We start from the raw sequence: 24539 nt of genomic DNA on the forward strand, positions 1-24539 counted from the left end.
AAGCCGTCGGCCGCGAAAGCGGAGACCTGAGAGGAAAGGACTACTACGTTGGCTCTGCCTACGTTGACTCCGGAGCAGCGCGCCGATGCACTCGCCAAGGCGGCCGAGGCTCGCAAGGCGCGTTCGGAGCTGCTCGCGTCGATCAAGTCCGGCAAGGAGAGCATCGAAAAGGTGCTCAAGCAGGCCAAGGAGAACAAGACGATCGGGAAGACGAAGGTCACCCAGCTGCTGAAGGCCGTCCCCGGCCTCGGCGCGGTGAAGGTCGCCGCCCTGCTCGAGCAGGCCGGCATCGACCCGGACCGGCGCGCCGCCGGCCTGGGCGAGCGCCAGCGCGAGGCGCTCATCGACGCGCTCAAGTAGCCCGTCACCAGGAGCTCCCGCGAGGGGAGTGTCGCTCGTGACACTCCCCTCGCGGATCTCCCGAAGCCTGGGACGCTGGTGAGGTGAGCTCACCTGATCCGGCGACCCCGGCACTAGACCTCGCCGCCCGCTACCAGCGTGGCGACTTCCTGTTCACGACGGCTTCGCGCGCACTCCTCGCGCAGGGCACGATCCGGACCGTCACCGACACGGACCCGAGGCGGCTGGCCTCGGTCCTTCCCGGTGTGCTGGCCGAGACCGGCGCCCCGCTGGCCGTCGGCGTCCTGCCCTTCGACACCGGGCCCGACACGAAGGTGCCGGGCCATCTCGTGGTGCCCCGGACCGTCCACCGGTCCGAAGGGGCGCCGACCCTGCCGCGCGAGGTCCTCCCCGCGCCCGTGCGGGTGCGTGCGGTGCCTTCCCCCGCGCAGCACATGTCCGCCGTCGCCGCGGCCGTCGACGCTCTTCGTGAGCTTGACCTGCGGAAAGCCGTCCTCGCGCGGGCCCTCGACCTCGAGTTCGACGCGCCGGTGTCCGCCGAGCGGATCGTGCGCAACCTGGCCGTCGGCAACCCGCGGCACTTCACCTACGCGGCCGAGCTGCCCGGCGGCCGGTCGCTCGTCGGCGCGACGCCGGAGCTGCTGCTGCGCCGCACCGGCCGCACGGTGTTCTCGTCACCGCACGCCGGCTCGATGCCGCGCTCGGCCGACCCCGCGACCGACCGCGCCAACGGCGAGGCCCTGCGGACGTCCCGCAAGGACCAGCTGGAGCACGCCGTGGTGATCGACTACGTCGTCGAGGCGCTGCGGCCGTTCTGCCGGACGCTGGACGTCCCGGCCGGGCCGGAGCTGGTCACCACGCCGGCCATCTGGCACCTGCGCACCCCGATCACGGGCGAGCTGGCCGACCCGGACGTCACGGCCCTCGACCTCGCGGCGGCCCTGCACCCGACCCCGGCGATCTGCGGCACCCCGACCGAGGGCGCGCGCGAGCTGGTCAAGGAGCTGGAGCCGTTCGACCGCGACTACTACGCGGGCGCGGTCGGCTGGGTCGACGCGGCCGGCGACGGCGAGTGGGCGGTGGCGATCAGGTGCGCCGAGATCGCGTCGACGTCGATGCGCCTGTACGCCGGGGGTGGGATCGTCCCGGCTTCGGACCCGCAGGCGGAGCTGGACGAGACGACCGCGAAGTTCCGGACCCTGCTGGCCGCCATGGGCCTGGCGGACATCCCGGGCTGAACGGTCAGGGGACCCAGTGCTCCTCGGTCACCGACAGCTCGTCGGTGGTCAGCACCGCGATGGCCGCGCGGTAGCCGTCCGACGCCTTCAGGTCCACCAGCCGCGTCTTCGCCGGGTCCAGCGCCGCGTCGCCTGAAGACACCAGGCGCGCCGGCTCGTCGAAACGCGAGAACGTGATGCTCTGCAGCGGGATGCGCAGGCCCTTGCCGGTGGCCTTCATCACCGCTTCCTTGCGCGTCCAGTAGACGAAGAACGCGCTCGCCTTCTCGGCCTCGGTCAGGCCGGTCAGGTGGCCGGCCTCGGCGGGGCTCAGCGCGTATTCGATCAGCCTCTCGTCGGCGGTGCGGGTGGCCGTCTCGACGTCCAGGCCGACCGGGACCGACGGGGTCGCCGCGACGCCGATCAGGTCACCCGAGTGGGAGATCGACAACGTCAGGTCCGCGCCCGGGACCCGCGGGCGGCCGTGCGGCTTGCCGCAGTCTTCGCAGGTCGCGTCGAACTTCACGGCCTCGACCGCGAGGCCGAGCCACTCCGCCGCGACCGTCTTGGCCAGCACGCGGCCGGTCAGGAAGCGCCGCTTGTCCGCGTCCTGGCGGTACGCCGCGAACCGGTCTTGCTCGACCTCGTCCAGCAAGCGCAGGAAGCGCTCTTCGGCGGGCAGCGGGGGTGACCAGCGGACCACGATCTCCATCACGTCCCCGATCCTTCCGGGCGCCGAAGCCGTTGTCACGGACCCGCGGGCAGGACTGGGGTAATTCGGGGGCGCGCCGGCCGCTTCCCAGCACACGAGGTCGCCCGCCTTGACGAACGATTCGAAACACCGGTAGTAGCCGAGGTGGATGTCGCTGGTGTTGATGCCGAAACCGGTGTCCTTCTTGTTCTCCGACACGGAGTCGACGGCGGACTTGACCTCGCTCACCACCTTCCCGCGCCGGAAAGGGCTTTCCCCTCACGCAACGCATTGAGCGCGCGCCCCGGCCAAGGTGCCGTGGTGCGCGGCGGCGGCGCCCACCGCCAGGTCGGTCGTGACCGCGAACCGGGCTGGCAATCCCGGACGTACGATGTGTCCGATTTCACAATTTGCCGGCGACGGCGCGGGGCGACTCCGTGATCGATCCGGTCGTGTCCTTGCATGCCGGTGGTGGTGCGCGCAAAATGGCGATGTAAGCAAGCGCTTAGCCAGTGTCGGAGGAGCAGCTCACCGATGGACTTTTCTCTCAGCACCGAAGAACGTGAAGTGCGCGACTGGGTCCGCACGTTCGTCCAGCGCGAGCTGATCCCGCTCGAGCAGGAGGTCCTCCGCCGCGAGCGCGCGCACCAGCCCGGCCTCACCGGCGAAGAGCTCAAGGACCTCCAGCTGAAGGCCAAGGAGTCCGGCTTCTGGGGCGTGCTGACGCCGGAGGAGTACGGCGGCATGGGCCTGTCCGCCGTGATGGCCGCGCTGCTGGAGGCCGAGCTCGGCCGCACCTTCGTGCCGTTCCGCTTCGGCGGCGCCGCGGACAACATCCTGTTTCACGCCAACGAAGAGCAGAAGCAGACCTACCTGCTGCCGACCATCTCGGGCGAGCGCAAGTCCTGCTTCGCGATCACCGAGCCGGGCGCCGGGTCGGACGCGAAGGCCATCCGCACCACCGCCCGCAAGGACGGCACGGACTGGGTCATCAACGGCGAGAAGACCTTCATCACCGGCGGCAACGAGGCCGACTTCACGATGGTCTTCGCGATCACCGACCCGGAAAAGGGCGCGAACGGCGGTGTCACGTGCTTCCTGGTCGACCGCGAGGCCGGCTGGAAGTCCGAATACATCGACACCATGGGCGAGTGGGGTCCGGCGTCGCTGATCTTCCAGGACGTCCGCGTCCCCGAAACGCAGATCCTCGGCGAAGAGGGTCGCGGCTTCGAACTGGCGATGCAGTGGATCGGCCAGGGCCGGTACCTCCTGCCGGCGCGCGCGATCGGTTCGTGCGAGCGGCTGATCACGATGGCCATCGAACACGCCAACACGCGCGAGACGTTCGGGCAGAAGATCGCGGAACGCCAGGCGATCCAGTGGATGATCGCCGACTCCGGGGTCGAGCTGGAAGCGCTGCGGTGGCTGGTGCTCAACGCCGCCTGGCAGGTCGACCAGGGGGTCGACTCGCGGCACGCGCAGTCGATCGCGAAGCTCTACGGCGGCCAGAAGGCCAACGAAATCGTCGACCGCGTCCTGCAGATCCACGGCGGCATGGGCTACACGCGGGAACTGCCGGTCGAGCGCTGGTACCGCGAGCTGCGGCTGCTGCGCATCTACGAGGGCACCGACGAGATCCAGCGCCGCACGATCGCGCGCAACCTGCTCAAGGGGCACGTGAAGGTCGGTGGCGTCCTCGGCTGAGGCCGCGAAGTGCGTCAAGGCCACCTCCCGGACGTCCGCGAGGTGGCCTTGACGGCAAGCCGGAGCTACTTCTTGTTGCGGATGGCGATCGGCACGCCCGCCAGGTCCTCTTCGTTGCACAGCAGTTTCACGTCGTAGTACGGCGAGCCCTGCCGGTCGTCGTAGTCGAGGTGGATGGCCAGCACGTCGAGCGGCTCACCTAGCCACTCCTGAGCCTGCCGTAGCCACTTCGAGCACCGCTCGAGGGCGGTGGGGAGATCGTCATCGCGGAACTCGACCGGGCGGTAGGGTACGTCCTGCACCTGATCGCGGGGGTGTGCCGGCGCCGGGAGGCCCGGCGCGAGACCCGAGTCGTCCAGTTCCAGTTGGATCGTTTCCTCAGTCACCCTTCGAGCGTCCCCCACGCACGCGTTCTGAGCAAGGCGTACACAGGTAAAAGCGCCGCTAAACGGACATGCCCCACTCTTTCGCGACGATTTCCCGGCAGCGTCGCAAGTCGGTGACTCCGGGCGGCGACGTGCAGGCCAGAGCCCTCGACGCCAGCTCCGCGTAGTGCTCGGCGAGCTGGTCCAGCGCCAGCGGGCCGCGGGGCGAATACCACCGCGCGACACCACTGCACATCTCCAGCAGCGCCAGCCGCGTCACCGCCGGGTGTTCGGTGTGGAACACCCCGGCCGCGACCCCTTCGTCGATCGCCGTGGCCCACAGCCGTTCGTACGCGTCGCGCAGCGCCACGACGGGTTCGCGCGCGGCGGGGGAAAGCACGTCGACTTCGTTGTCCACCACGCGGGTTTCCGCCGGCCCGACGGCGTGCGCGAGCACGTGCAGCGCGACGAGCGTGCGCAGCCGGTGCACCGGGTCCGCGCTCCCGGCGGTCGCCTCGCGGGCGGCGTCGAGCAGGCGGTTCAGCGCGGTGTGCATGATCTCCGCGAGCAGATCTTCCTTGGTGCCCATGTAGTGGTACAGGCTCGCCGACGAAAGTTCCGCCTCCTGCGCCAGATCCCGGATGCCGGTGCCGTGGAAGCCCTTGGTGGCGAACAGTTTCACGGCCGCCGCGCGGACCCGTTCCCGGCTGCTCACAGCCATGTCTCCGCCTTCGTGTCCCACGAGCCGGCGCGTGGGTCGGCCACCTTCCGCAGCTCACCCTTGGCGACCCGCTCGGACGGCGTCATCGGCAGCTCGCCGGCGAACGCCCAGAACCGCGGAACCTTGAAGTAGGCCAGCTTTTCCGCGCAGAACGCGGCCAGCTCGGCCGGGTCCGGGCGCTCGCCGTCACACACGACGTACGCCTTGACCTCCTCGCCGCGCAGCTCGTCGGGCACCGCGACGACGGCGGCGAGCCGCACCGCCGGGTGCAGCAGCAGCGCCCGTTCGACCTCGTCGGCGGAGATGTTCTCGCCGCTGCGCCGGATCATGTCCTTGGTGCGGCCCACGTAGTACACGCGGCCTGCGTCGTCCTCGCGGGCGAGGTCGCCGGTGTGGAACCAGCCGTTCTCGAACGCCTTCGCCGTCGCCTCGGGATCGTCGTGGTACCCGTGCATCAGCCCGATCCCGCGGATCAGCAGCTGGCCGGTTTCCCCGCGGGGCAACGGTTTCCCGTCGTCGCCGGCGATCATCACCTCGCGGTCGCGGCTGGGGCGGCCGAGGCAGCCGGTGCCGACGGTCTCGTCGTGGTCGGCGACGCCCATCCGGATGTCCCCGCCGGTCTCGGTCATCCCGAACGCCTCGTACCACGGCACGCCCCACCGCCGTTCGAGCTCGGCGTGCAGGTCGTGCGGGATCGCGGACGCGCAGATCGCGCGGACCCGGTGTTCGCGGTCGGCCGCCGACGGCTCCTGGCGCAGCAGCAGCGTCGGCATCAGGCCCAGGCAGTAGAACCACGTGACGCCGTGTTCGCGCACCTTCGCCCAGAACGTGCTGGGGTGGAAGCGGTCCAGCACGACGAGGGTGGCGCCGCCCGCGAGCCCGAGCGCCACGTTCCACTGTGGATCGATGTAGTGGAACGGCTGCGCGGTGAGGATGACGTCGGACTCGCCGATCGCCGGGAAGTCCGTGGCCAGGCCCACAGCCAGCGTGGTCCAGTACCGGTTCGGAAGCACGCAGCCCTTCGGCGCGCCGGTCGTGCCGGAGGTGTACTGGATGTTCACCGGCGTCTCGGGAACGGAGCTTTCACGTGAAAGCTCGGCCCCCTGGTCGGAGCTTTCACGTGAAAGCTCCGCGGGGGTGACGACGTCGGTGAGGCCGATCCGGGTGAGCAGATCGGTGAACTCGGGTGCGGCGACGGCCAGCTTCGCGCCGGAGTGGCGGAGGACGTGGGCGCCGTCGAACTCCTGGTAGTTCGTGTTGACCGGCACCAGGATCGCGCCGAGCTTGGCCAGCGCCAGCCAGGTCAGCGGGAACTCCGGCTGGTTGCGCAGCATCACGGCGACCCGGTCGCCGGGGCCGATGCCGCGCCGGCCCAGGCCCGCGGCGATGTGTGAACTGAGCCGGTCGACGTCGGAGAAGGTGAAGCGCTGGTCGTTCTCGTCGAACACCCACGCCGTGCGCTCCGGCCAGAGCTCGGCCGCGCGCGTGACGAGCTGGTGCAGCGTCCCGATGTCGGCGAGCGGCGTCACGTCCGGCTCCGGAAGGCCTCCGTGGACGCGGCGACCGCGGCCGAGTGCTCGGTGATGAGGGCGTGGCTGACTTCCAGCTCCAGCGCGGGTTCGACGTCGATCGGGGTGTCGAGCACGCGCTTCGCCATCGCCGCGGCGGCCGGCGGGTGCTCGGCGATCCGCTTCGCCCAGCTCCGCGCCTCGGCCTGGAGCTGGTCGGCGGGCACGGCCGCGTTGACCATGCCGAGCTCCGCGGCCTTCCGGCCGTCGAACCGCTCACCGAGCAGGAGGAGCTCCTTCGCCTTGAGCGGGCCGACGAGCAGCGGCAGCAGCCGCGACGCGGCGCCGGTGACACTCAGGCCGAGGGAGACCTCCGGGAAGGCGAACACAGCGTCTTCGGCGGCGAGGATGAGGTCACAGCCCAGCGCGAACTCCGCGCCGGCGCCGATCGCGTAGCCGTGCACTGCGGCGATCACCGGCTGACGCAGGGCGCGCAGTCGCCGTGTGACGTCTTGGAGCCGGTCCAGCCGGGCCCGCGAGTCACCCTCGGGGGTGGGCTCCTTGAGGTCGTGACCGGCGCAGAAGGCCCGGCCGTTGCCGGACAGCACCACGACGCGGGCGTCGCTGCGGGCGGCCGCGTCGAGTGCGGTGAGGAAGTCGTCGACCAGGACGGCGGCGACCGCGTTGAGCCGCTCGGGCCGGTTCAGCCGGATCTGCGCGATGCCGTCCTCGACGGCGAACTCCACGGTGGGCATGACGCCGATGCTAGACGTTCGATCGATCGATCGATAGCCTTCGACTCATGCGGGTCGACGCGGTTTACGAGAACGCCACGGTGTGGACGGGCACGGGCGTGACCAGTGCGGTCGCCGTGCTGCACGGCCGGGTCGTTGCGCTGGGGGACGACGCCCGGGCGCTGTCCGCGCGCACGCGGGTCGACCTCGCGGGCGGGTTCGTCGTGCCGGGGTTCCACGACGCGCACAACCACATGGCGTGGTTCGGGATGGCGCTGGACGACGTCCCGCTGGGGAGCTGCCGCAGCGTCGAGGAGGTTTACGACGCCGTCGCCGCGCGGGCCGCGTCGCTGCCCGCCGGGAGCTGGGTCGTCGGGAGCGGGTACGACCAGAACAAGCTCGTCGGCGGCCACCCGGACCGGCACGGCCTGGACCGCGCGGCGCCCGGGATGCTGGTGCGGCTCAAGCACACGTCCGGGCACATGACCGTGGTCAACTCGGCCGTCCTCGACCAGCTGGACCTGGCCCACGTGCCGGTCGGCGGGGACGTGGTGCTCGACGCCGGCGGCTCGCCGACGGGGCTGCTGCGCGAGCAGGCCCAGCTGCTGCTGCGGCCGCTGATCTACCCGACGCCGGTTTCGCGGGTGGTGCGCGGGCTCGACCGGGCCTCCGAGCAGTACCTCGCGGAAGGCATCACCAGCGTCCAGGAGGCCGGGATCGGCGGCGGGCTGGTCGGGGAGACCCCCGCGGAGCTGGCCGCCTACCAGGAGGCGCGCGAGGCCGGCGTGCTGCGTGTGCGGAGCACGGTGATGGTCGCCGCGAGCGTGCTGCACGACCTGCCCGACGGCGCCGGGTTCGGCCTCGACCTCGGCCTGCGCACCGGCCTCGGCGACTCCTGGCTGCGCGTCGGGCCCATGAAGCTCTTCGCGGACGGCTCGCTGGTCGGGCGGACGTGCGCGATGCACGAGCCGTTCGACGGCGAGCCGGACAACCGCGGCTACTTCCAGGTGCCCGAGGACTCCCTGGCGACCACGATCCGGCGCGCGCACGACGCGGGCTGGCAGATCGCGACGCACGCGATCGGCGACCGCGCGATCACCGTCGTGCTCGACGCGTACGAAGCCGCGTTGGCCGCTTCGCCGCGTACGGACCATCGGCACCGCATCGAGCACTGCGCCGTGCTTCAGCCTGCGGAGCTGTCTCGGCTCGCTTCGCTGGGGTTGCTCGCTTCGCCGCAGGGACGGTTCGTCAACGAGCTCGGCGACGGCATGCGCGCAGCACTCGGCGAGGCACGCGTGCCGTGGTGCTACCGGCTGCGAAGCGTGCTGGACGCGGGTTGTGTGCTTCCCGCGTCTTCGGACCGCCCGGTAGTGAACGGCGCTCCGCTGCTCGCGCTGGCCGACATGGTGCGCCGGCGTACGGCGTCTGGCGCGCCCTTCTCGCCCGAAGAGGCGCTAACGCCGGAGGAGGCGTTGCGCGCGTACACGTACGGCTCGGCGTACGCGACCTTCGCGGAGGGAGAGCTGGGCACGCTCGAGCCGGGGAAGCTCGCCGACTTCGCGGTGCTTTCCGGGTCGCCGCTGGAGGAGTCCGCTTTGGACGACCTGCGTGTGCTGGGCACGGCCGTGGGTGGCGAACTGCGTTATCAGGCGCCGTCGTGACGCATCACCGCCCTCCGGTAGCCGGCGTGCTCGCTCATCGCGCGCCGCCGGCGAACTCGAGCGCCTCGTCCGCCAGCTCTCGCCACGGCTCGGGCGAGTCGTTCGCCAGCGCCAGCCACTCCTTCATCGGGGTGCCCTTGTTCGCGTCGAAGCGCACGCCGTGGCCGGCTTCGACCAGTTCGTCCACGCGCGCCTTCGGCAGCTTGAGCACCAGCTGCCCGCGGACGAACATGGCGAAGATCCGCCCGTGCGAGCGCAGCGCCGAACGCCCGAAGCCGCCGGTCGCGCCCGGTGGCGTGATGCCCGGGCGCCCGGTGTACTCCTCGACCAGGTCCTCGAACCGCTCCTCTGGTGACATCGACCACCTCCGGATCCGACAGTAACGACCACCACCGACAGAAACGGGAGGCGAGATGCCCGTCCGCGACGCCGTCTTCGAAGACATCGAAGAGATTTGCGCGCTCATCGAAGAGCACGCCGTCTACGAGGACAACCACGACCTGAAGCTGGACCGCGCCGAGATGAGCGGTCACCTGTTCGGGCCCGACCCCAAGGCGTGGGTGCTGATCGCGACCCCGCCGGGTGAGCCCGGCACGGTCGCCGGCTTCGCCTTCTGCAGCTGGAACTTCTCCACCTGGGAGGCCCGGCCGGGGATCTGGCTCGACGACGTGTTCGTCCGGCCCGCCCACCGGCGCCACGGCCTCGGCGGCGAGCTGCTCAACGAGCTGCGCAACCGCACCACGGGCCGCGTCGAGTGGGACATGCAGGCGGGCAACGAGAAGGGCGAGGCGTTCTACGCCCAGCTCGGCGCGGAACCGGTGCCCGGCTGGATCCGCTACCGCTGGCGGCCGTGAACTTTCACGAGAAAGAACCCGGCCCCGTATCGTATGCGGCATGGGAGATGGTTCGGTCCGGAGGTCCTCGTCGGTCGAGGACTACGTCCGGGTGATCTACGGCCTGGTCGAGCGGGGTGAGGCGGTCACGAACACCTCGCTCGCCGGTCGGCTGGAGGTCAGCCCGTCCTCGGCGTCGGGGATGGTCACGAAGCTGTCCCAGCTCGGGCTGGTCACGCACGTCCCGTACCGCGGGATCGAGCTGACCGCGGACGGCAGGCTGCTCGCGCGCTCGGTCCTGCGGCGCCACCGGCTGATCGAGACGTACCTGGTCTCCGAGCTCGGCTACACGTGGGACGAGGTCCACGCGGAGGCCGACGCGCTCGAGCACGCGGTGTCGGACCGGCTGGTCGAGCGCATCGCGGCGAAGCTCGGCAACCCGGTCCGCGACCCCCACGGCGACCCGATCCCGGCCCCGGACGGCAGCGTCGAGGAGCTGTCGGTCCGCATCCTGGACGACCTCGAGCCGGGCGCGGTGGGCGAGATCGTCCGGGTGTGGGACACGGACCCCGAGCTGCTGCGGTATTTGACGGAGCACGCGATCAACCTGGGCGAACGCATCGAGGTCGTGGAGCGGCAGCCGTTTGGCGGGCCGTTGGTGGTGAAGGTGGGTTCCCCGCCGGATGCGGCTACGCATGCCATTGGCAAGGAGATCGCGCAGGCGTTGTCGGTCACTCTGCGCTGAGCTGCGTACGCGCGGATGACGTCCTGAAGCGGATGTGGTGACCGGCCCGCGAAGCCGACCATGGCCCGCATGACTCCCTTCCGCTTCGGCATCGTCGCCGGTTACGCGCCCGACCTGGCCGCCTGGGCCGCTCAAGCCCGGCGGACCGAAGATCTCGGCTTCGACACCCTGCTCGCCACCGATCCCGTCGGTGCCGCCGATCCCTTCGTCCTGCTCGGGGCCGCGGCCGCCGTCACCACCAACCTGCGCCTCGGCACCTTCGTGCTCGCCGATCCCTTCCGGGACGCCCGCGCCCTCGACTGGCAGGTGCGGACCCTGCACCAGCAGACCGGTGGGCGGTTCGAGCTCGGGCTCGGCGTCGGGCGGCCCGGGGCGAAGGAGCACACCGAAGACCTCGGCCGGGAATTCGCCTCACCGGGTGAGCGCATCACACGGATGGCCGAGACGATCACGTACTTCAAGCGATCGATCGACCGCCCGCGGCTGGTTCTCGCCGGCGGTGGGCCGAAAATGCTGGCGCTCGCCGCGCAAGAAGCCGACACCGTCACCTTCACCTGGGCGCCGACGACCACCGAGGCCCAGGCGCAGTCCATTGTGGATCGATTCCGGGCGCTCGCCGGGGCGCGGCTGCCGGAGATCGAGCTCGGGCTGAACCTCATGGCCGTCGGGGATGCGCCGGCGCCGGGGATCGCTCGGTGGGCCGGGGTCGACGTGCCCGAGCTCGCCGCGGCCGGCGCCGTCACCGTGCTGCCCGAAGATCCAGGTCAAGCGGTGGAAAGGCTTCTCGGCTGGCGGGATCGGTGGGGGATTACCTACGTCACGATCAACTCGGGCTACGCGGAACCGTTCGCGGCGATCGCGGCCGAGGCGCGCACGGCAGGTGGGTGAGGGCCCTTCCGATCTTGCGACGCTGGGCCTACGCTCCAATTTTCCGTATTCGGGAGTGCTTCGGAGCGTTGTGATGACCGGTCAGCGAACACGCACCATCGACCGGGGGGAACAGGCGGAGCTGAGCCAGCTGCTCGCCGCCGGGCCGTTCGACCTGGCCCTGCGGGCGGCGATCCGGGCCCGTGGGCTCGGCCTCGACCGGATCCGCTATCGCTTGCGCGGCAGGGGAACCACGGTCAGCCTGGCCACCCTCAGCCACTGGCAGTCCGGGCGGTGCCGGCCCGAGCGGCCGGAATCGTTGGAGGCGTTGCGGAATCTCGAGGACATCCTGAACGTGCCGGACGGCTCGCTCAGCAGGCTCCTCGGGCCGCCGCGCGGCAGAACGCGCTTCCACGTTCGGCAACCGCCGCTCAACTGAGCGGTACCAACGAAAAACCGCTCAGGCGAGCACGTAGGCTCGCGCGCATGCGAGCTGTCGTGATGGAGGAGTTCGGTCGCCCGCCCGTGGTGCGGGACGTGCCGGAGCCGGTGGCCGCGCCGGGTGGCGTGGTGATCGAGGTCGACGCGACCGGGGTGTGCCGCAGCGACTGGCACACCTGGCAGGGCCACGACACCGCGGTGAAGCTGCCGCACGTCGCCGGGCACGAGCTGGCCGGCCGGATCGTCGCGCTCGGCGAAGGCGTGCGCGGGTGGGAGCTCGGCGCGCGCGTCACCCTGCCGTTCGTCTGCGCCTGCGGGACGTGCGCCCAGTGCGCCCGCGGCGACCAGCAGATCTGCGACCGCGAGTTCCAGCCCGGCGCGACGCACTGGGGGTCGTTCGCCGAGCGCGTCGCGATCGAGCACGCCGAGGCGAACCTGGTGGCGCTGCCGGACTCCCTCGGCGCGGCCGAAGCCGCCGCCCTCGGCTGCCGGTTCGGGACGGCGTTCCGCGCGGTGCTGCGGCAGGGCCGCGTCAGCGCGGGGCAGTGGGTCTCGGTCTACGGCTGCGGCGGGGTCGGGATCTCCGCGGTGCTGCTGGCCGTCGCGGCGGGCGCGAAGGTCGTCGCGGTCGACGTCTCGCCGGCCGCGCTCCGGCTGGCCGCCGAGTCCGGCGCCGTCCACGCCGTCGACTCGTCCGCCTTCGACGGCCCGGAAGCCGTCGCCGAGCACGTGCGGGGGCTGACCGGCGGCGGCACGCACGTCTCGCTCGACTGTCTCGGCGCGCCGTCGACGTGTGCCGCGTCGGTCGGCAGCCTCCGCAAGCGCGGGCGGCACGTCCAGGCCGGGCTCATGCCGCCCGCGCAGGGTGTCGCGCCGATCCCGATGCATCGGGTGATCGGCGGTGAGCTGGAGCTGGTCGGGATCCACGGCCTGCAGGCCCACGAGTACCCGGAGCTCCTGCGCGTCGTGGACGCGGCGGGCATCAACCTCGCCGCGCTGATCGGCCGCCGGATCGGGCTCGACGACGTCCCGGCCGCTTTGGCCGCGATGAACGACCCCGTCCCGGCGCAGGCGGGGGTCACCGTGGTGACCTTCGGTGACTGAATCGCGGCGTCCGGTCAAGTGACCCGTTCGTAGCTGATCGACGCTGGTCTTGTGACATTCAGGTGTGGGAACGTCTAGCGATGGTGGCCCAACGCGAGGGGAATAGGCCGCAGGAGCGTCCCGCTGGTCCATTGGGACGCCTCCTGCGGCTGTACGCCGCTGCGGGTGTCACGGTCCGCGGTCACCGGGTTGTCCCTTCGCCGGTGACCGAGAGTGTGCGTCGGGAGTCTCCGGCACAATCGAGGTGATGGACGCCCTCCTGCCGCGCCCCCGCGCCGAACTCGCGCCCGGCGCCGTGCACGTGCCCGACTGGCTCGGTTTCGACGAACAGCGTGAGCTCGTCGCCGCCTGCCGCGGCTGGCCCGGCTACCGCAACACGACGTACCCCAACGGCGGCGTCATGTCGGTCAAGACGGTCTGCCTCGGCTGGCACTGGTACCCGTACGGTTACTCGCGCACGACCGACGAGGGCAAGCCGGTGCTGCCGTTCCCGGAGTGGCTCGGCGACCTCGGCCGCCGCGCGCTCGCGGACGCGTACGGCGAGCCGGCCGAGGACTACGAGCCCGACACGGCGCTGGTCAACTTCTACGCCGCGAAGACGAAGATGGGGCAGCACCAGGACAAGGACGAGCAGAGCCCGGCGCCGGTGGTGTCCCTCAGCCTCGGCGACACGTGCGTGTTCCGCTTCGGCAACACAGAGTCGCGCGCGAAGCCGTACACCGATGTCGAACTGCACTCGGGTGACCTGTTCGTGTTCGGTGGCGCGTCCCGCTTCGCGTACCACGGCGTGCCGCGGACGCTGGCGGGCACGGCCGACCCGGCGCTGGGCCTGACCGGGCGGCTGAACATCACGCTGCGGGTGTCCGGGCTCTAGTCCTCCGTGGACTCTTCCTCGGGCACGACGATCAGCCGCACCGCGAGGCCGCGAGAGCCTTCCGGGTGCTTTCCCGGTTCGGTGACGTACTTCCAGAGCAGGTTCTGGTACTCCTCGACGAACGACGTGACCTGCTCCTTCGTCAGGTGCAGGCCGGCGCGGTAGATCTGGTTCCAGCCCCTGGAGTTGTCGTAACCCGCGTACGCGCGCGTGACCAGGCCGAGGTCGTGGCTCATCTTCAGGGCGCCTAGCTTCGTCGCCGCTTCGCGCTCGTCCGGGGTCATCTCGAGGCCCGGTGGGGTGTAGATGTCCTTCATCAGCGACTTCCACCAGCGTTCGCGGCCGGTGGAGCGCTCCTCGATCTCCGCGATGAGGTCGAGGTCGGCGAGCTTGCGGAGGTGGTAGCTGGTCGTCCCGGTGCTTTCGCCGAGGGCCTTCGCGACGCTCGTGGAGTTCGCTTCACCGTGTTTGCCCAGGTAGGACAGGATGTCGCGGCGCACCGGGTTGGCCAGGGCCTTGTAAAAGGCCTTGAGATCCGCGCCGGTGAGGACGCGCCGTTCGGGACGTTCGACCATGGGCGGAGCGTACTACAGAGGATGTTTGCAAAGAATCTCTGCAATCGCTACCGTGGCTCGCATGGGGACAAGGCGAAGACTTTTCGGGGCGGCGGAACTGTTCGACCCCCGGGCGCTCCTGGCGGCCATGGCCACGGCGACGCTGCTGCTGACGGACGCCTGGTTCGACGTCGTGACGGCGGGGGACGACGTGGTGTTTTCGCTGCTCATGGCGGGCCTGGAGGTGCCGCTGGCGCTGGTGTGCCTGTCGGTGGCGGTCCCGCGGCGGGAGCCGGCGCATGTCTGAGCTGAGCCCGCAGCTGCGCGACGAGATCGACGACCAGGTCGCGGAAGCGCTGGACTCCTACCTGGTCGAACCCGGCAGGGTGCCGGGCCGCCGCCTGTGGCCGCTGTGGCTGGCGATCGTCCTCACGAACGTCGCCTGGCTGGTGGTCGTGAGCGGCAGGCCGTGAAGCCCGCCGCTCACGACGCTGGGCGGAAGCGCACGGTCTGGCCCGGGCGCAGCTGCGCCGCGAGGTCGAGGTCCTCCTCCTCGACCACCGCGATCACCGGGTAGCCGCCGGTGGTCGGGTGGTCGGCGTGGAACAGGATCGGGCGGCCCGATGGCGGCACCTGCAGCGACCCGGGCACACACGCTTCGGACGGCAGCTCGTCGGTGCGGACCCGCGAGAGCGGCGGCCCGGTGAGCCGGATGCCGACGCGGTCCGAGTCCGGCGACACCGTGTACACAGTGGACAGCAGCTCGTCCGGGGACACGAACCAGTCGCGACGCGGTCCCGGCGTCACCCGCAGGACCGGCGACGTGGGCAACCCCGCCCGCGGCGCCAGGTCGACCACCGGGAACGCGCCGGGGGTGCCCACCGGCAGCAGCATCCCGGCGGCGAGCGGGGGCGGGCCCAGCTTGCCGAGCGTGTCGGTCGACCGGGAACCCAGCACCGGCGCGACGTCGATCCCGCCGCGGACCGCGACGTAACACCGCAGACCCGAGGAAGCCGTGCCCAGCGCGAGTTCTTCGCCCGGCCACAGCGTGATCGGCGCGTTCAGCCCGCCCTTCGACAGCGGGCACGGCGCGCCCGTCACCGCCACCGTTGTCACGCTCGACGCGCGCAGCACCAGCCCGCCGAGCGTCACCTCCAGGGCCGCGGCGCCGGGCGGGTTGCCGACGAGCCGGTTGGCCAGCTGGAACGACCCCCGGTCCGCGGCGCCCGAGCGGCCGACGCCGAGCGCGGCGTGGCCCGGCCGGCCGAGGTCCTGGACCGTGGTCGCGAAGCCCGGCCGGAGGACTTCGATTTTCACGACGGCACCGCCCTGAACCGGACCCGCGTGCCGGGCGGCAGCAGGTTCGGCGGGTCGCGGTCGACGTCCCACACCGGCACGTCCGTCCGGCCGAGCAGCCGCCAGCCGCCGGGGGACGCGCTCGGGTAGACCGCGCTGTACTCGCCGGCGATCGCCACCGAACCCGGCGGGATGCGCGTCCGGGGTGACGACCGGCGCGACACGTGCAACGCCGGGTCCAAACCGGACAGATACGCGAACCCCGGCGCGAAACCGCAGAACGCCGAGACGTACGCACCCGAGCTGTGCCGGTCGACCAGCGCGGCGACGCTCAGGCCAGCCTCGGCCGCGACGTCGGCCAGGTCTTCGCCGTCGTACACCACCGGGATCACCACCTCGGCCGAAGCGGACACCGCACTGTCCACAGGGGACACCTCACGCAGCACCGCGCCCAAGCGGTCCGCGTCCGTCACCTTCGGGTCGAAGCGCACCAGCAACGTCCGCGCCGCCGGGACCAGCTCTTCGACGCCGGGCAGGTCCAGCGACGTCACGGCGGCCTGGAACCCCAGCACGTCCTCCAGCTCCACCAGCACCGCGCGCCGCCCGCACGGCAGCAGCCGGACGGTCATCCGGTGAACGCGCCGAGCGGGACGTCCGCGGCGGCGAGGCCGTCGCGGATGCGCCGGGCCAGCTCCACCGCGCCCGGCGTGTCCCCGTGCACACACAGGGAATCCGGGCGGAGGTCGAGCTTGCCGCCGTCGGCCGTGACCACCCCGCCGCCCGACGCCATCGTCACCGCGCGCTCGGCCACGGCGGCCGCGTCGTGCAGGACGGCGCCCGGCTGCTTGCGCGACACGAGCCGGCCTTCCGGGGTGTACGCGCGGTCGGCGAACGCCTCCGCGTACGCCACCACACCCGCTTTTTCCGCCTGCCGCTGCATTTCCGAGTCCGGCAGGCAGAGCAGCGCGAGCGCCGGGTCGTACCGGCGCAGGCCGTCGACGATCGCCGCGGCCTGCTCGACGTCCACCGCCGCGGTGTTGTACAGCGCGCCGTGCGGCTTCACGTACGTCACGCGGCTGCCCGCCGCGCGGGCGAACGCGTCGAGCGCGCCGATCTGGTAGAGCACCTCGTCCGCCAGGTCGGCCGGCGCGATGTCGAGCGCGCGCCGGCCGAACCCGGCCAGGTCGCGGTACCCGACGTGCGCCCCGATCGCGACGCCGCGCTCGGCCGCCAGGTCGCACACCCGCCGCATCACCGACGGGTCGCCGGCGTGGAAGCCGCAGGCGACGTTCGCGCTGGTCACGATGTCGAGCATGGCTTCGTCGTCGCCCATCTTCCAGGCGCCGAAACCCTCACCGAGATCGCTGTTCAGATCCATCTCAACCCACCCGGTATTCGCTGTCGCGGGAGTCGGTGATGAACATGTACCCCGGTGCGTGGGTGATCGCGAACGGGGGACGCGACGCCATCAGCGCCGCCTGCGGGGTGACCCCGCAGGCCCAGAACACCGGGACGTCACCAGGGCGCGCGTCCACCGGATCACCGAAGTCCGGCCGGGAAAGGTCTTCGATCCCCAGCGTACGCGGATCGCCGATGTGCACCGGAGCTCCGTGCACGGCCGGCATCGCGCGGGTGACGCGGATGGCGTCGTCGACGCGCTCCTCGGGGATCTGCCGCATCGAGACCACCATCGGGCCGAAGAGCCGCCCGGCGGGCTCGCACTGCCGGTTCGTCACGTACATCGCGACGTTGCGGCCCTGCTCGACGTGCCGCAGCGGAACACCTTCGGCGGCCAGCGCCGTCTCGAAGGTGAAGCTGCAGCCGATGGAGAAGGCGACCATGTCGCTGCGCCACAGGCCGGTCGCGTCCGACACCTCGCCGGCCAGCACGCCGTTCTGCCAGATCCGGTAGCGCGGCAGGTCGGTGCGCAGATCCGCGCCCTCGGCGAGCCGCGTGCCCGGGTCACCGGGGTCGGTGACGTCGAGCAGCGGGCACGGCTGCGGGTTGCGGGTGCAGAACAGCAGGACGTCGTAGGCCCAGTCCTGGGGCACGGCGATCAGGTTGGTCTGGGTGAAGCCGTCGGCCCAGCCCGTGGTGGGGCGGGCGTTGCCGCGGCGGAACACCGAGCGCGCCTGCGCCGGGCTGAACGTCGCGGGTTCGTCGAAAGTCGTCACGAGCTCCCCCTCAGTCGACAAGTTCGATGCCCCGGGTTTCCGGGAGCCCCAGCAGAGCGAGCACGGCGATGCCGTACCCCAGCGCGCCGAACACGATCGCGCCGCCCGCGCCGAGGAAACCGACGACGGTCGGGAAGATCGCGCCGACCGCGCGGCCGAAGTTGTAGGTGAAGCCCTGTCCCGTCCCGCGCAACGTCGTCGGGTACAGCTCGGCGAGGTAGGCGCCGAAACCGCTGAAGATCGCGGACATCGAGAAGCCGAGCGGGAAGCCGAGCACGAGGATCAAGCCGTTGGCGCCCTTGGGGATCTGCGTGTACGCGACGATCAGGCCCGCCGAGAGGATCGCGAAGGTCAGGAAGGTCTTCTTGCGCCCCATCAGGTCCGTGAGGTACCCGCCGCAGACGTACCCGACAAACGCCCCGGTGATCAGGAAGGCGAGGTAACCGCCGGTGCCGATCACGGTCAGTTCGCGCGTCTTCTTCAGGTAGGACGGCAGCCACGTCGAGATCGTGTAGTAGCCGCCCTGGACGCCGGTGGCCAGTAGCGCGGCGAAGAACGTCGTGCGCAGGAGGTCACCTTTGAAGATCTGGACGAGCGTGCCCTTCGGGCGTTCCGTCTTCAGCCGCTCCTCGGCGCGCGGCGCGTCCTTGACGCTCTTGCGCACCCACAGCACGAGCAGCGCGGGGATGACACCGGTCCAGAACATGATGCGCCAGGCGACGTCGTCGCTCGCGACGCTGAAGACGACGGTGTAGACGATCACCGACAGGCCCCAGCCGACCGCCCACGCGCTCTGCACGAACGCCACGGTCCGGCCGCGGTAGCGGGCCGAGGAGTACTCCGCGACCAGCGCCGCGCCGGCCGCCCACTCACCACCGAAGCCCAGGCCCTGCAGGGCGCGGAAGATCAGCAGCGTCTCGAAGTTGGGCGCGAACCCGCAGAGCACGGTGAAGATCGTGTACATCGCGATGGTGATCTGGAGCGTGCGGACGCGGCCGATCCGGTCGGCCAGCATGCCGGCCCCGACCCCGCCGATGGCCGACACGACCAGTGTCGTGGTGCCGAGCAGGCCGGCTTCGCCGCTCGATATGCCGAAGTACGCGGTGATCGCGGCGAGGCCGAGCGGCAGGGTCTGGTAGTCGAACGAGTCCAGGCCGTAGCCGCCGAACGCACCCGCGAAGGCGCGGCGTCCGCGTTTGCCGAGTGTGCGGAACCAGTCGAACGGCCGGGCCTCGGTTGCTGTGGCAGTCATGTCGGGCACCTCCTGGCCAGTGTCTCATCGTGGCGTGCCTCACACAGTAGGGATTGTTGAACAATTCCACAAGATGGCAATTACATCGTCCTCAGTGTGACGGGTACCATCCGTGACGTGGTCATCGAAGACAGCGTGGTTCCGGGCCTGGAGGCCGATCGTGGCCTGGTCAGCCGCAAGAGCACCGCCGAGCGGGTCGCCGGCGTCCTCCGCAAGCGCATCGCGGAGGGCTTCTTCCTGCCCGGCGGCCGGCTCTCGGAGCAGGACATCGGCAACGCGCTCGGCGTCTCGCGCAACACGCTGCGGGAGGCGTTCCGGCTGCTCACGCACGAGCGGCTGCTGGCCCACGAGCTCAACCGCGGGGTTTTCGTCCGCATCCCGAGCGTCGAGGACGTCGTCGACATCTACCGGGTGCGCAAGATCATCGAGTGCGCGGCGGTCCGCGGGGTGACGGCGAAGCCGGCGTCGTTCGCGAAGATCCGGGAGAAGGTCGAGATCGGCGACGAGGCCGCGCGCAGCGGCAACTGGAAGGACCTCGGGACGGCGAACGTCTGGTTCCACCAGGAGCTCGCCGCGCTGTCGGGCAGCGAGCGCGTCAACGAGCTGGTCGGCCGGCTGACCGCCGAGCTGCGGCTGGTCTTCCACATCATGGCCGAGCCCCGGCGCTTCCACGAGCGCTACCTGCCGCGCAACCACGAGATCCTCGACCGCATCGAGGCCGGGGACGGCCCGGGCGCCGAGCGGCTGCTGATGAAGTACCTCGAAGACGCCGAAGAACAGCTGGTCGGGGCCTACGCCGACCGCGCCGCGGTGGCCCGGGCGGCGATGTCGGAGTAGTGGCCGTTCGGGCACCGTCCCCGTCCGGACGGGCCGAGTGCTCGTCTTCGCCGGGCCCGGCTGGATAACCTCGATGCGGTTTCGCGGCCGGAGTACCCCCAGCGGTTGCGGACCGTCCGGCTGCCGGGTCGCGGCCTCCCCAGTGTTGCGGCCCGGCGGCTCCGGACCCGAGGGGGCCGCACGGTCGCCTTTGTCTGATTTGGCCGGTCGATGTGGCACTCTTCCGGCCCTGACGCCGTGAAGGCCTCCTCGCCGGCTCTTGTGCTGGCGAAGAGGCCTTCAAAGCTTTCCGATGGTGCGTCAGCCGGCGTAGCGGGCGAAGATCCTCGTGAAGTCCCACGCCTGCTGGGAAACACCCGAACACGTGTCGTCGTTCGGGTAGGCGCCCGGGCAGGGGCGGTCGCGGTTGGCCGACCAGAACGTCAACCGGGCCAGGTGGTGCTGGTTCGCGTAGGCCAGGATGGTGGTGAAGTCGTTCAGCGTGACAGTCTCGCTGTTGTCCGTGATGCCGTTCATCGACGAGATGCCCATGTGCCGGTAGGCCGTGTCGTCGTCGTAACCGTAAGCCGACTTGACGACGTTCTTGAGGCCTTCCGCCGCGCGCTGGGTGAGCGTGCCCATGTTCTGGCCCGCGCCGCCGAAGTCGAACGGCATGATCACCCAGCCGTCGACCGTGAGGCCGGACTGCGCCGCGCGGTTGACCAGGCTGTTGTCCGGACCGGACTGTCCGGTGCCAAACGTGACGTACAGCTTGATGCCCGGGTTGTTCGCCCGGACCGTCTTCAGCGCGTCGACCGTGCGCTGCTGCACCGTCGGGTTGCTGTAGGCGTCGGCCTCGATGTCGATGTCGATCGCCTTGAGGCCGTAGGCGCTGATCACCTTCTGGTAGCCCGCCGCCAGCTCACCCGCGCTGCCGCACGACGACTCCAGCTTGTTGCCGGAGTACCCGCCGAACGACGGGATGACGTCGCCGCCGCCCGCGCGCACCGCGTTGATCGTGTTCTGGTCGACGCCGCCGGTCAGCGCGCGCCCGCCGTCCCACATCGGGTTGCAGTAGCCGTTGGACAGGATGAACGCCAGCGTGAACCACTTGACGCCGGTGGCGTTCTGGATCGTCTGCGGGCTCGGCGGGTTGCCCCAGCCGTTGTAGAGGTACGGCGCCACGGCCATCACGCCCGGGCCGGACGGCGGCGGGGTCGTGCCGCCGCTCGGGAGCGTCCACTGCTGGTTGGCGCTGGTCGCGCACGTCCAGATCTGCAGCCGCGTGCCGTTCGCGCTCGAGTTGCCGGTGGCGTCGAGGCACTTGCCCGACCCGGTGTTCACGAGGTTCTTCGCCGCGTTGGCCGTCCACTTCTGGGCGTTGGAGCCGTTGCAGTCCCAGAGCTGGATCGTGGTGCCGTTGGCCGTGCCGGCGCTCGTGACGTCGAGGCACTTGCCCAGCGCCTGCAGGGATCCGTCGGACCCGACCGTCCACTGTTGAGCGCCGGAGCCGTTGCAGTCGTACAGCTGGATGGCCGTGCCGTTCGCGGTGCTCGCCGCGTTGACGTCGACGCACTTGCCGGCGAGGCCGGTGATCGGACCGGTCGCCGCCTGCGCGACACCGGGCGCGAGCACCAGGGCCGACGCGGCCGCTACGAGGGCAGCGAATGCTGCGAGTCTTTTCATGCGGGCACGTTCCACTTCTGGTTGGCGGCCCCGGTGCAGGTCCAGATCTGCAGCCGGGTGCCGTTCGCGCTGGAGTTGCCGGTCGCGTCGAGGCACTTGTTCGAGGCCGCCCCGACGATGTCCTTGGCCGCGGTCGCCGACCATCTCTGGTTGGCCGTCCCGCCGCAGTCCCACAGCTGCAGCAACGCGCCGTCCGCTGTGGACTGTCCGGTGACGTCGAGGCATTTGCCCAGCGCGCGGAGCGTGCCGTCGGTGCCGACCGTCCACTGCTGCGCGCCGGATCCGTTGCAGTCGTAGAGCTGGACCGCGGTGCCGTTGGCGCTGTTCGCGCCCGCGACGTCGAGGCACTTGCCGCCGAGGCCGGTGATCGCGCCGGTTTTGCCGCCACCGCCGCCCGTGCCCTGGTTGCCGGCCCAGGTGAACGTCGCCGACGTGTGGCCGGGCAGCGTGTAGGTGAACGAGGAGTTGCCCCAGTTCACGCGCACGCTCTGGTTGCCGGTGCCGCTGTTGTACGCGATCAGCGCCTTCGAGCCGTCCGGGTTCTTCCACGCGACGTTGCGGACGGTCGAGTTGTCGTTCGAGTCGATCCGGTACGCGCCCGGCTTCACGAACTTCGTCAGGTGCCCCATCGTGTAGTACTCGACGGTGTAGTCGACCTGCCCGCTGCGCGAGTCTCCGTTGTGGACGGTGATCAGGCCGGTGCAGGTGCCGCAGCCGCCGTTGTGCGGGCCCATGTTCTGGTCGACGGCGAGGCTCCACTTGGTGACGCTCTTCGACCAGTTGCGCGTGTAGTCGACGATGTTGTTCATGTCCTCGGCCTGCTGGTTCGAGATCCAGGTGCCCCCGGAGTGCTCGGTCGAGTAGGCGTTGACGTTCGGGTACTGGTTGTGGGTGGTCGTCTGCTGCGCGATGTTCCCGCCGTACCCGTGCCAGGCGACACCGCCGAAGTTCGGGTGGTTGCGGATGGCCGAGTCGTCCAGCGTCGGCGCGCCGTAGGACGCGTAGGTGTCCCAGTTCCAGTCGAGCGCGAGGACCTTTGTGGACAGTCCGGCGCCCTGCAGGGCCGGCAGCAGGTTGTTCTTCGCGAAGTAGGCCAGGCCCGCGCCGTTCCAGTTGGTCGACGGGTAGCTCGAGCAGCACGTCGGCTCGTTCTGCATCGAGACGTAGTCGATCGGCACCCCCGCGGCCTGGTAGGCCTGCAGGTACTTGACGAAGTACTGCGCGTACGCCGGGTAGTACTGCGACTCGACCCAGCCCAGCAGGTAGCTGTCGTTGTCCTTCATCCACGGCGGCGCGCTCCACGGCGACGCCATCACCTTGGCCTGCGGGTTGAGCTGCTTGGCCTGCTTGGTCAGCGGCAGCACGTCGGCCTGGTCGTGCGCGATCGAGAAGTGCGTCAGGTTCGGGTCGGTCTGGCCGGCCGGCATGTCGTCGAAGGTGTAGCTGTAGCGGGCCAGGTCGGACGCGCCGAGCGGGTTGCGGATGAAGCTCAGCCCGATGCCGCTGTTCGGGTCGAACAGCTTGCGCATCGTGTCGTCGCGGGTGGCCTGCGACAGCGCGCCGCTGGAGTTCATCAGCCAGGCCGCGGTGTCCGTGAAGGACGCTCCACCGCCTTCGAACTGCTGGTAGGTGGTGTTTTCGTTGACGTTGATGGTCACGCCGCCGGTGCCGGTGCCCGAGGCGAAGGTGACCGGCGTCTGCTGCTGGAGACCGCGGGTGACCGTCCGGCCGCCGGAGTCGCTGGTCGTGGTCAGCCAGACGTTGACGGTCTCGCCCGCGGCCTGCGCGGGCACGGCGAAGGTGGCCGCGGCGAGCGCGGTCACGCCGAGGAGGGCGAGGAGAGAGCGTTTTCTCATGGCAGCGTCCACTTCTGGTTCGCACCGGACCCGCAGGTCCAGATCTGGAGCCGGGTGCCGTTGGCACTCGAGTTGCCGGTGGCGTCGAGGCACTTGCCGGACCCGGCGTTCACGAGGTTCTGCGAGCCGTTCGCCGTCCACTTCTGGGCGTTGGAACCGTTGCAGTCCCACAGCTGGATCGGCGTGCCGTTCGTCGTGCCCGCGCTGGTGACGTCGAGGCACTTGCCGAGCGCGCGGACCGTGCCGTCGGAGCCGACCGTCCACTGTTGAGCGGTCGAGCCGTTGCAGTCGTACAGCTGAACGGCGGTGCCGTTGGTGTTGCTGGCCGCGTTGACATCGACGCACTTGCCGCCGATGCCGGTGATCCGGCCGCCGCCACCGGCGGGCGGAGTGGTGGTGCCGCCGGCGAACTGCGTGGCGACCTGCTCACCGAGGCTGGTGGCGTTGTTGTGGTTCTCGATCGGGTTGACGTGCGTGTTCGGGAACACGATGTAGGTCACCGGGCCCTCGGTGCCGCCGTTCGACGGGTCCGGGTTGATGCCGAGGTTGACGGCCGTCGCGTAGGACGCCTCACCGATGATGCTCGTCGGACCGGTGTCGCCGACCACGGCGTAGGTGACCTGGTTGTTGTAGATCACCGCCACAACCGAACCGCCGTCGATGCCGTAGTTCCGGTAGTCCCATGTGGACGTCGGCTGCGGCAACACGATGTACGGCAGCTGCGCGGCGTTGAGCGGCTGGTCCGTCGAGGTGTGGAACGCGGTGTCCGGGTAGAAGCAGCAGTCGGTCTGCTCGTTGCACTGGCTGGTCCGGACACCGTCGCAGTCGATGTCCATGTCGGCCTTGAAGAAGACCGCGCCGTTGGCCTGGCAGACGGGCACGGTGGCCGCACCGCCTTCGTCGAAGGAGTACTTGCCGTTCGAGATCTGCTGGCAGGACGTGGTCTTGGCGAGCAGCTGGCTCGCGGACGGTCCCGCCTCGACGGCCGCCTGGGCCGAGCCTGTGCTGAGGAAAGAAAGCGCTAACAGGGCACACCCCATTAGCGCGACGATGAATCGCCGCACTGGGTTTCTCCTATGG

28 protein-coding genes are annotated in these 24539 nt (G+C 70.6%); 13 read left to right on the plus strand and 15 right to left on the minus strand.

The features are described from left to right. Positions 1-48 precede the first annotated feature (48 nt). Positions 49-360: an integration host factor, actinobacterial type gene (gene mihF / locus ACZ63E_RS38685; protein WP_026468624.1), complete on the plus strand. Its 312-nt coding sequence runs from the start codon at positions 49-51 to the stop codon at positions 358-360. Between the two features lie 83 nt (positions 361-443). Continuing rightward, positions 444-1598: an isochorismate synthase gene (locus tag ACZ63E_RS38690; RefSeq protein WP_465341294.1), complete on the plus strand. Its 1155-nt coding sequence runs from the start codon at positions 444-446 to the stop codon at positions 1596-1598. Positions 1599-1602: 4 nt separating this feature from the next. Here ACZ63E_RS38690 and ACZ63E_RS38695 read toward each other — a convergent pair whose 3' ends face one another. After that, positions 1603-2289 (minus strand): 4'-phosphopantetheinyl transferase family protein, encoded by a 687-nt coding sequence (locus ACZ63E_RS38695; RefSeq protein ID WP_465341406.1) that lies wholly within the window; start codon positions 2287-2289, stop codon positions 1603-1605. 513 nt (positions 2290-2802) lie between these two features. On the opposite strand from ACZ63E_RS38695, the gene ACZ63E_RS38700 reads away from it, so the two are divergent. Further along, the gene (locus ACZ63E_RS38700) at positions 2803-3972 is read left to right on the plus strand and encodes an acyl-CoA dehydrogenase family protein (RefSeq protein WP_395920695.1); all 1170 of its coding nucleotides are present in this window, start codon (positions 2803-2805) and stop codon (positions 3970-3972) included. Positions 3973-4037: 65 nt separating this feature from the next. Here ACZ63E_RS38700 and ACZ63E_RS38705 read toward each other — a convergent pair whose 3' ends face one another. Genes ACZ63E_RS38705 through ACZ63E_RS38720 form a run of 4 tightly spaced genes read right to left on the minus strand, consistent with a single transcriptional unit; the run spans position 4038 to position 7321 of the window. Then, complete coding sequence (locus ACZ63E_RS38705; protein WP_465341295.1) at positions 4038-4358, minus strand: hypothetical protein; 321 nt, start codon at positions 4356-4358, stop codon at positions 4038-4040. 58 nt (positions 4359-4416) lie between these two features. Further along, on the minus strand, positions 4417-5058 hold the full coding sequence (locus tag ACZ63E_RS38710) for a TetR/AcrR family transcriptional regulator (RefSeq protein ID WP_465302056.1): 642 nt from the start codon (positions 5056-5058) through the stop codon (positions 4417-4419). Further along, positions 5049-6587: an ATP-dependent acyl-CoA ligase gene (locus ACZ63E_RS38715; protein ID WP_465341296.1), complete on the minus strand. Its 1539-nt coding sequence runs from the start codon at positions 6585-6587 to the stop codon at positions 5049-5051. The genes ACZ63E_RS38710 and ACZ63E_RS38715 overlap by 10 nt, the downstream gene beginning before the upstream one ends. Beyond that, complete coding sequence (locus tag ACZ63E_RS38720; RefSeq protein WP_465341297.1) at positions 6584-7321, minus strand: enoyl-CoA hydratase/isomerase family protein; 738 nt, start codon at positions 7319-7321, stop codon at positions 6584-6586. Before ACZ63E_RS38720 ends, ACZ63E_RS38715 begins: the two co-directional genes overlap by 4 nt. Before the next feature lie 47 nt (positions 7322-7368). Here ACZ63E_RS38720 and ACZ63E_RS38725 point away from each other — a divergent pair, with 47 nt between their 5' ends. Beyond that, complete coding sequence (locus ACZ63E_RS38725) at positions 7369-8961, plus strand: amidohydrolase (protein ID WP_465341298.1); 1593 nt, start codon at positions 7369-7371, stop codon at positions 8959-8961. Between the two features lie 34 nt (positions 8962-8995). On the opposite strand, the gene ACZ63E_RS38730 is transcribed toward ACZ63E_RS38725, so the two are convergent. Then, complete coding sequence (locus tag ACZ63E_RS38730; RefSeq protein WP_465302063.1) at positions 8996-9319, minus strand: hypothetical protein; 324 nt, start codon at positions 9317-9319, stop codon at positions 8996-8998. Positions 9320-9374: 55 nt separating this feature from the next. On the opposite strand from ACZ63E_RS38730, the gene ACZ63E_RS38735 reads away from it, so the two are divergent. The 6 genes from ACZ63E_RS38735 to ACZ63E_RS38760 all read left to right on the plus strand — a co-directional run bounded on the left by ACZ63E_RS38735 (position 9375) and on the right by ACZ63E_RS38760 (position 13825). Continuing rightward, entirely contained in the window at positions 9375-9815 is a 441-nt protein-coding gene (locus ACZ63E_RS38735; protein ID WP_465341299.1) for a GNAT family N-acetyltransferase, read from the plus strand. Positions 9816-9855: 40 nt separating this feature from the next. Further along, positions 9856-10539, plus strand: a complete 684-nt coding sequence (locus tag ACZ63E_RS38740) for a metal-dependent transcriptional regulator (RefSeq protein WP_465302066.1) — start codon at positions 9856-9858, stop codon at positions 10537-10539. Between the two features lie 69 nt (positions 10540-10608). Further along, the gene (locus tag ACZ63E_RS38745; RefSeq protein WP_465341300.1) at positions 10609-11427 is read left to right on the plus strand and encodes an LLM class flavin-dependent oxidoreductase; all 819 of its coding nucleotides are present in this window, start codon (positions 10609-10611) and stop codon (positions 11425-11427) included. Positions 11428-11500: 73 nt separating this feature from the next. Next, positions 11501-11845 carry a transcriptional regulator gene (locus tag ACZ63E_RS38750; RefSeq protein ID WP_465302070.1) on the plus strand — a complete coding sequence of 115 codons (345 nt, stop codon included), beginning with the start codon at positions 11501-11503 and terminating at the stop codon, positions 11843-11845. Between the two features lie 47 nt (positions 11846-11892). Beyond that, entirely contained in the window at positions 11893-12951 is a 1059-nt protein-coding gene (locus ACZ63E_RS38755; protein WP_465341301.1) for an alcohol dehydrogenase catalytic domain-containing protein, read from the plus strand. 247 nt (positions 12952-13198) lie between these two features. Beyond that, positions 13199-13825 (plus strand): alpha-ketoglutarate-dependent dioxygenase AlkB family protein, encoded by a 627-nt coding sequence (locus ACZ63E_RS38760; protein ID WP_465341302.1) that lies wholly within the window; start codon positions 13199-13201, stop codon positions 13823-13825. On the opposite strand, the gene ACZ63E_RS38765 is transcribed toward ACZ63E_RS38760, so the two are convergent. Then, complete coding sequence (locus ACZ63E_RS38765; protein WP_465341303.1) at positions 13822-14400, minus strand: ArsR/SmtB family transcription factor; 579 nt, start codon at positions 14398-14400, stop codon at positions 13822-13824. The two genes, ACZ63E_RS38760 and ACZ63E_RS38765, sit on opposite strands and share 4 nt — an antisense overlap. Positions 14401-14461: 61 nt before the next feature. Between ACZ63E_RS38765 and ACZ63E_RS38770 the strand changes: the two genes are divergently transcribed. After that, positions 14462-14686 carry a hypothetical protein gene (locus ACZ63E_RS38770; protein ID WP_465341304.1) on the plus strand — a complete coding sequence of 75 codons (225 nt, stop codon included), beginning with the start codon at positions 14462-14464 and terminating at the stop codon, positions 14684-14686. Then, positions 14679-14852 carry a hypothetical protein gene (locus ACZ63E_RS38775; protein ID WP_465341305.1) on the plus strand — a complete coding sequence of 58 codons (174 nt, stop codon included), beginning with the start codon at positions 14679-14681 and terminating at the stop codon, positions 14850-14852. Before ACZ63E_RS38770 ends, ACZ63E_RS38775 begins: the two co-directional genes overlap by 8 nt. 10 nt (positions 14853-14862) lie before the next feature. Here ACZ63E_RS38775 and ACZ63E_RS38780 read toward each other — a convergent pair whose 3' ends face one another. From ACZ63E_RS38780 to ACZ63E_RS38800, 5 genes are read right to left on the minus strand one after another with little or no spacing between them, the layout of a single operon-like run. Further along, the gene (locus tag ACZ63E_RS38780) at positions 14863-15696 is read right to left on the minus strand and encodes a 5-oxoprolinase subunit C family protein (protein ID WP_465341307.1); all 834 of its coding nucleotides are present in this window, start codon (positions 15694-15696) and stop codon (positions 14863-14865) included. After that, entirely contained in the window at positions 15693-16304 is a 612-nt protein-coding gene (locus ACZ63E_RS38785) for a 5-oxoprolinase subunit B family protein (protein ID WP_465341308.1), read from the minus strand. Before ACZ63E_RS38785 ends, ACZ63E_RS38780 begins: the two co-directional genes overlap by 4 nt. Then, positions 16301-17053, minus strand: a complete 753-nt coding sequence (locus tag ACZ63E_RS38790; RefSeq protein WP_465341309.1) for a LamB/YcsF family protein — start codon at positions 17051-17053, stop codon at positions 16301-16303. The genes ACZ63E_RS38785 and ACZ63E_RS38790 overlap by 4 nt, the downstream gene beginning before the upstream one ends. A gap of 1 nt (position 17054) precedes the next feature. Then, positions 17055-17849, minus strand: coding sequence for a putative hydro-lyase (locus ACZ63E_RS38795; RefSeq protein WP_465341310.1), 795 nt, complete (start codon positions 17847-17849; stop codon positions 17055-17057). Between the two features lie 10 nt (positions 17850-17859). Then, a complete protein-coding gene (locus ACZ63E_RS38800; RefSeq protein ID WP_465302088.1) occupies positions 17860-19101 on the minus strand; it encodes an MFS transporter in 1242 nt (413 codons plus the stop codon). A gap of 117 nt (positions 19102-19218) precedes the next feature. Here ACZ63E_RS38800 and ACZ63E_RS38805 point away from each other — a divergent pair, with 117 nt between their 5' ends. Further along, a complete protein-coding gene (locus tag ACZ63E_RS38805; RefSeq protein ID WP_465341311.1) occupies positions 19219-19938 on the plus strand; it encodes a GntR family transcriptional regulator in 720 nt (239 codons plus the stop codon). 300 nt (positions 19939-20238) lie between these two features. Here ACZ63E_RS38805 and ACZ63E_RS38810 read toward each other — a convergent pair whose 3' ends face one another. From ACZ63E_RS38810 to ACZ63E_RS38820, 3 genes are read right to left on the minus strand one after another with little or no spacing between them, the layout of a single operon-like run. Next, on the minus strand, positions 20239-21603 hold the full coding sequence (locus ACZ63E_RS38810) for a ricin-type beta-trefoil lectin domain protein (RefSeq protein ID WP_465341312.1): 1365 nt from the start codon (positions 21601-21603) through the stop codon (positions 20239-20241). Further along, the gene (locus ACZ63E_RS38815; protein ID WP_465341313.1) at positions 21600-23459 is read right to left on the minus strand and encodes a ricin-type beta-trefoil lectin domain protein; all 1860 of its coding nucleotides are present in this window, start codon (positions 23457-23459) and stop codon (positions 21600-21602) included. Before ACZ63E_RS38815 ends, ACZ63E_RS38810 begins: the two co-directional genes overlap by 4 nt. Then, complete coding sequence (locus ACZ63E_RS38820) at positions 23456-24499, minus strand: RICIN domain-containing protein (RefSeq protein WP_465341314.1); 1044 nt, start codon at positions 24497-24499, stop codon at positions 23456-23458. The genes ACZ63E_RS38815 and ACZ63E_RS38820 overlap by 4 nt, the downstream gene beginning before the upstream one ends. Between the last annotated feature and the right edge of the window lie 40 nt (positions 24500-24539).

The organism is Amycolatopsis sp. NPDC104819 (genome assembly GCF_055583145.1).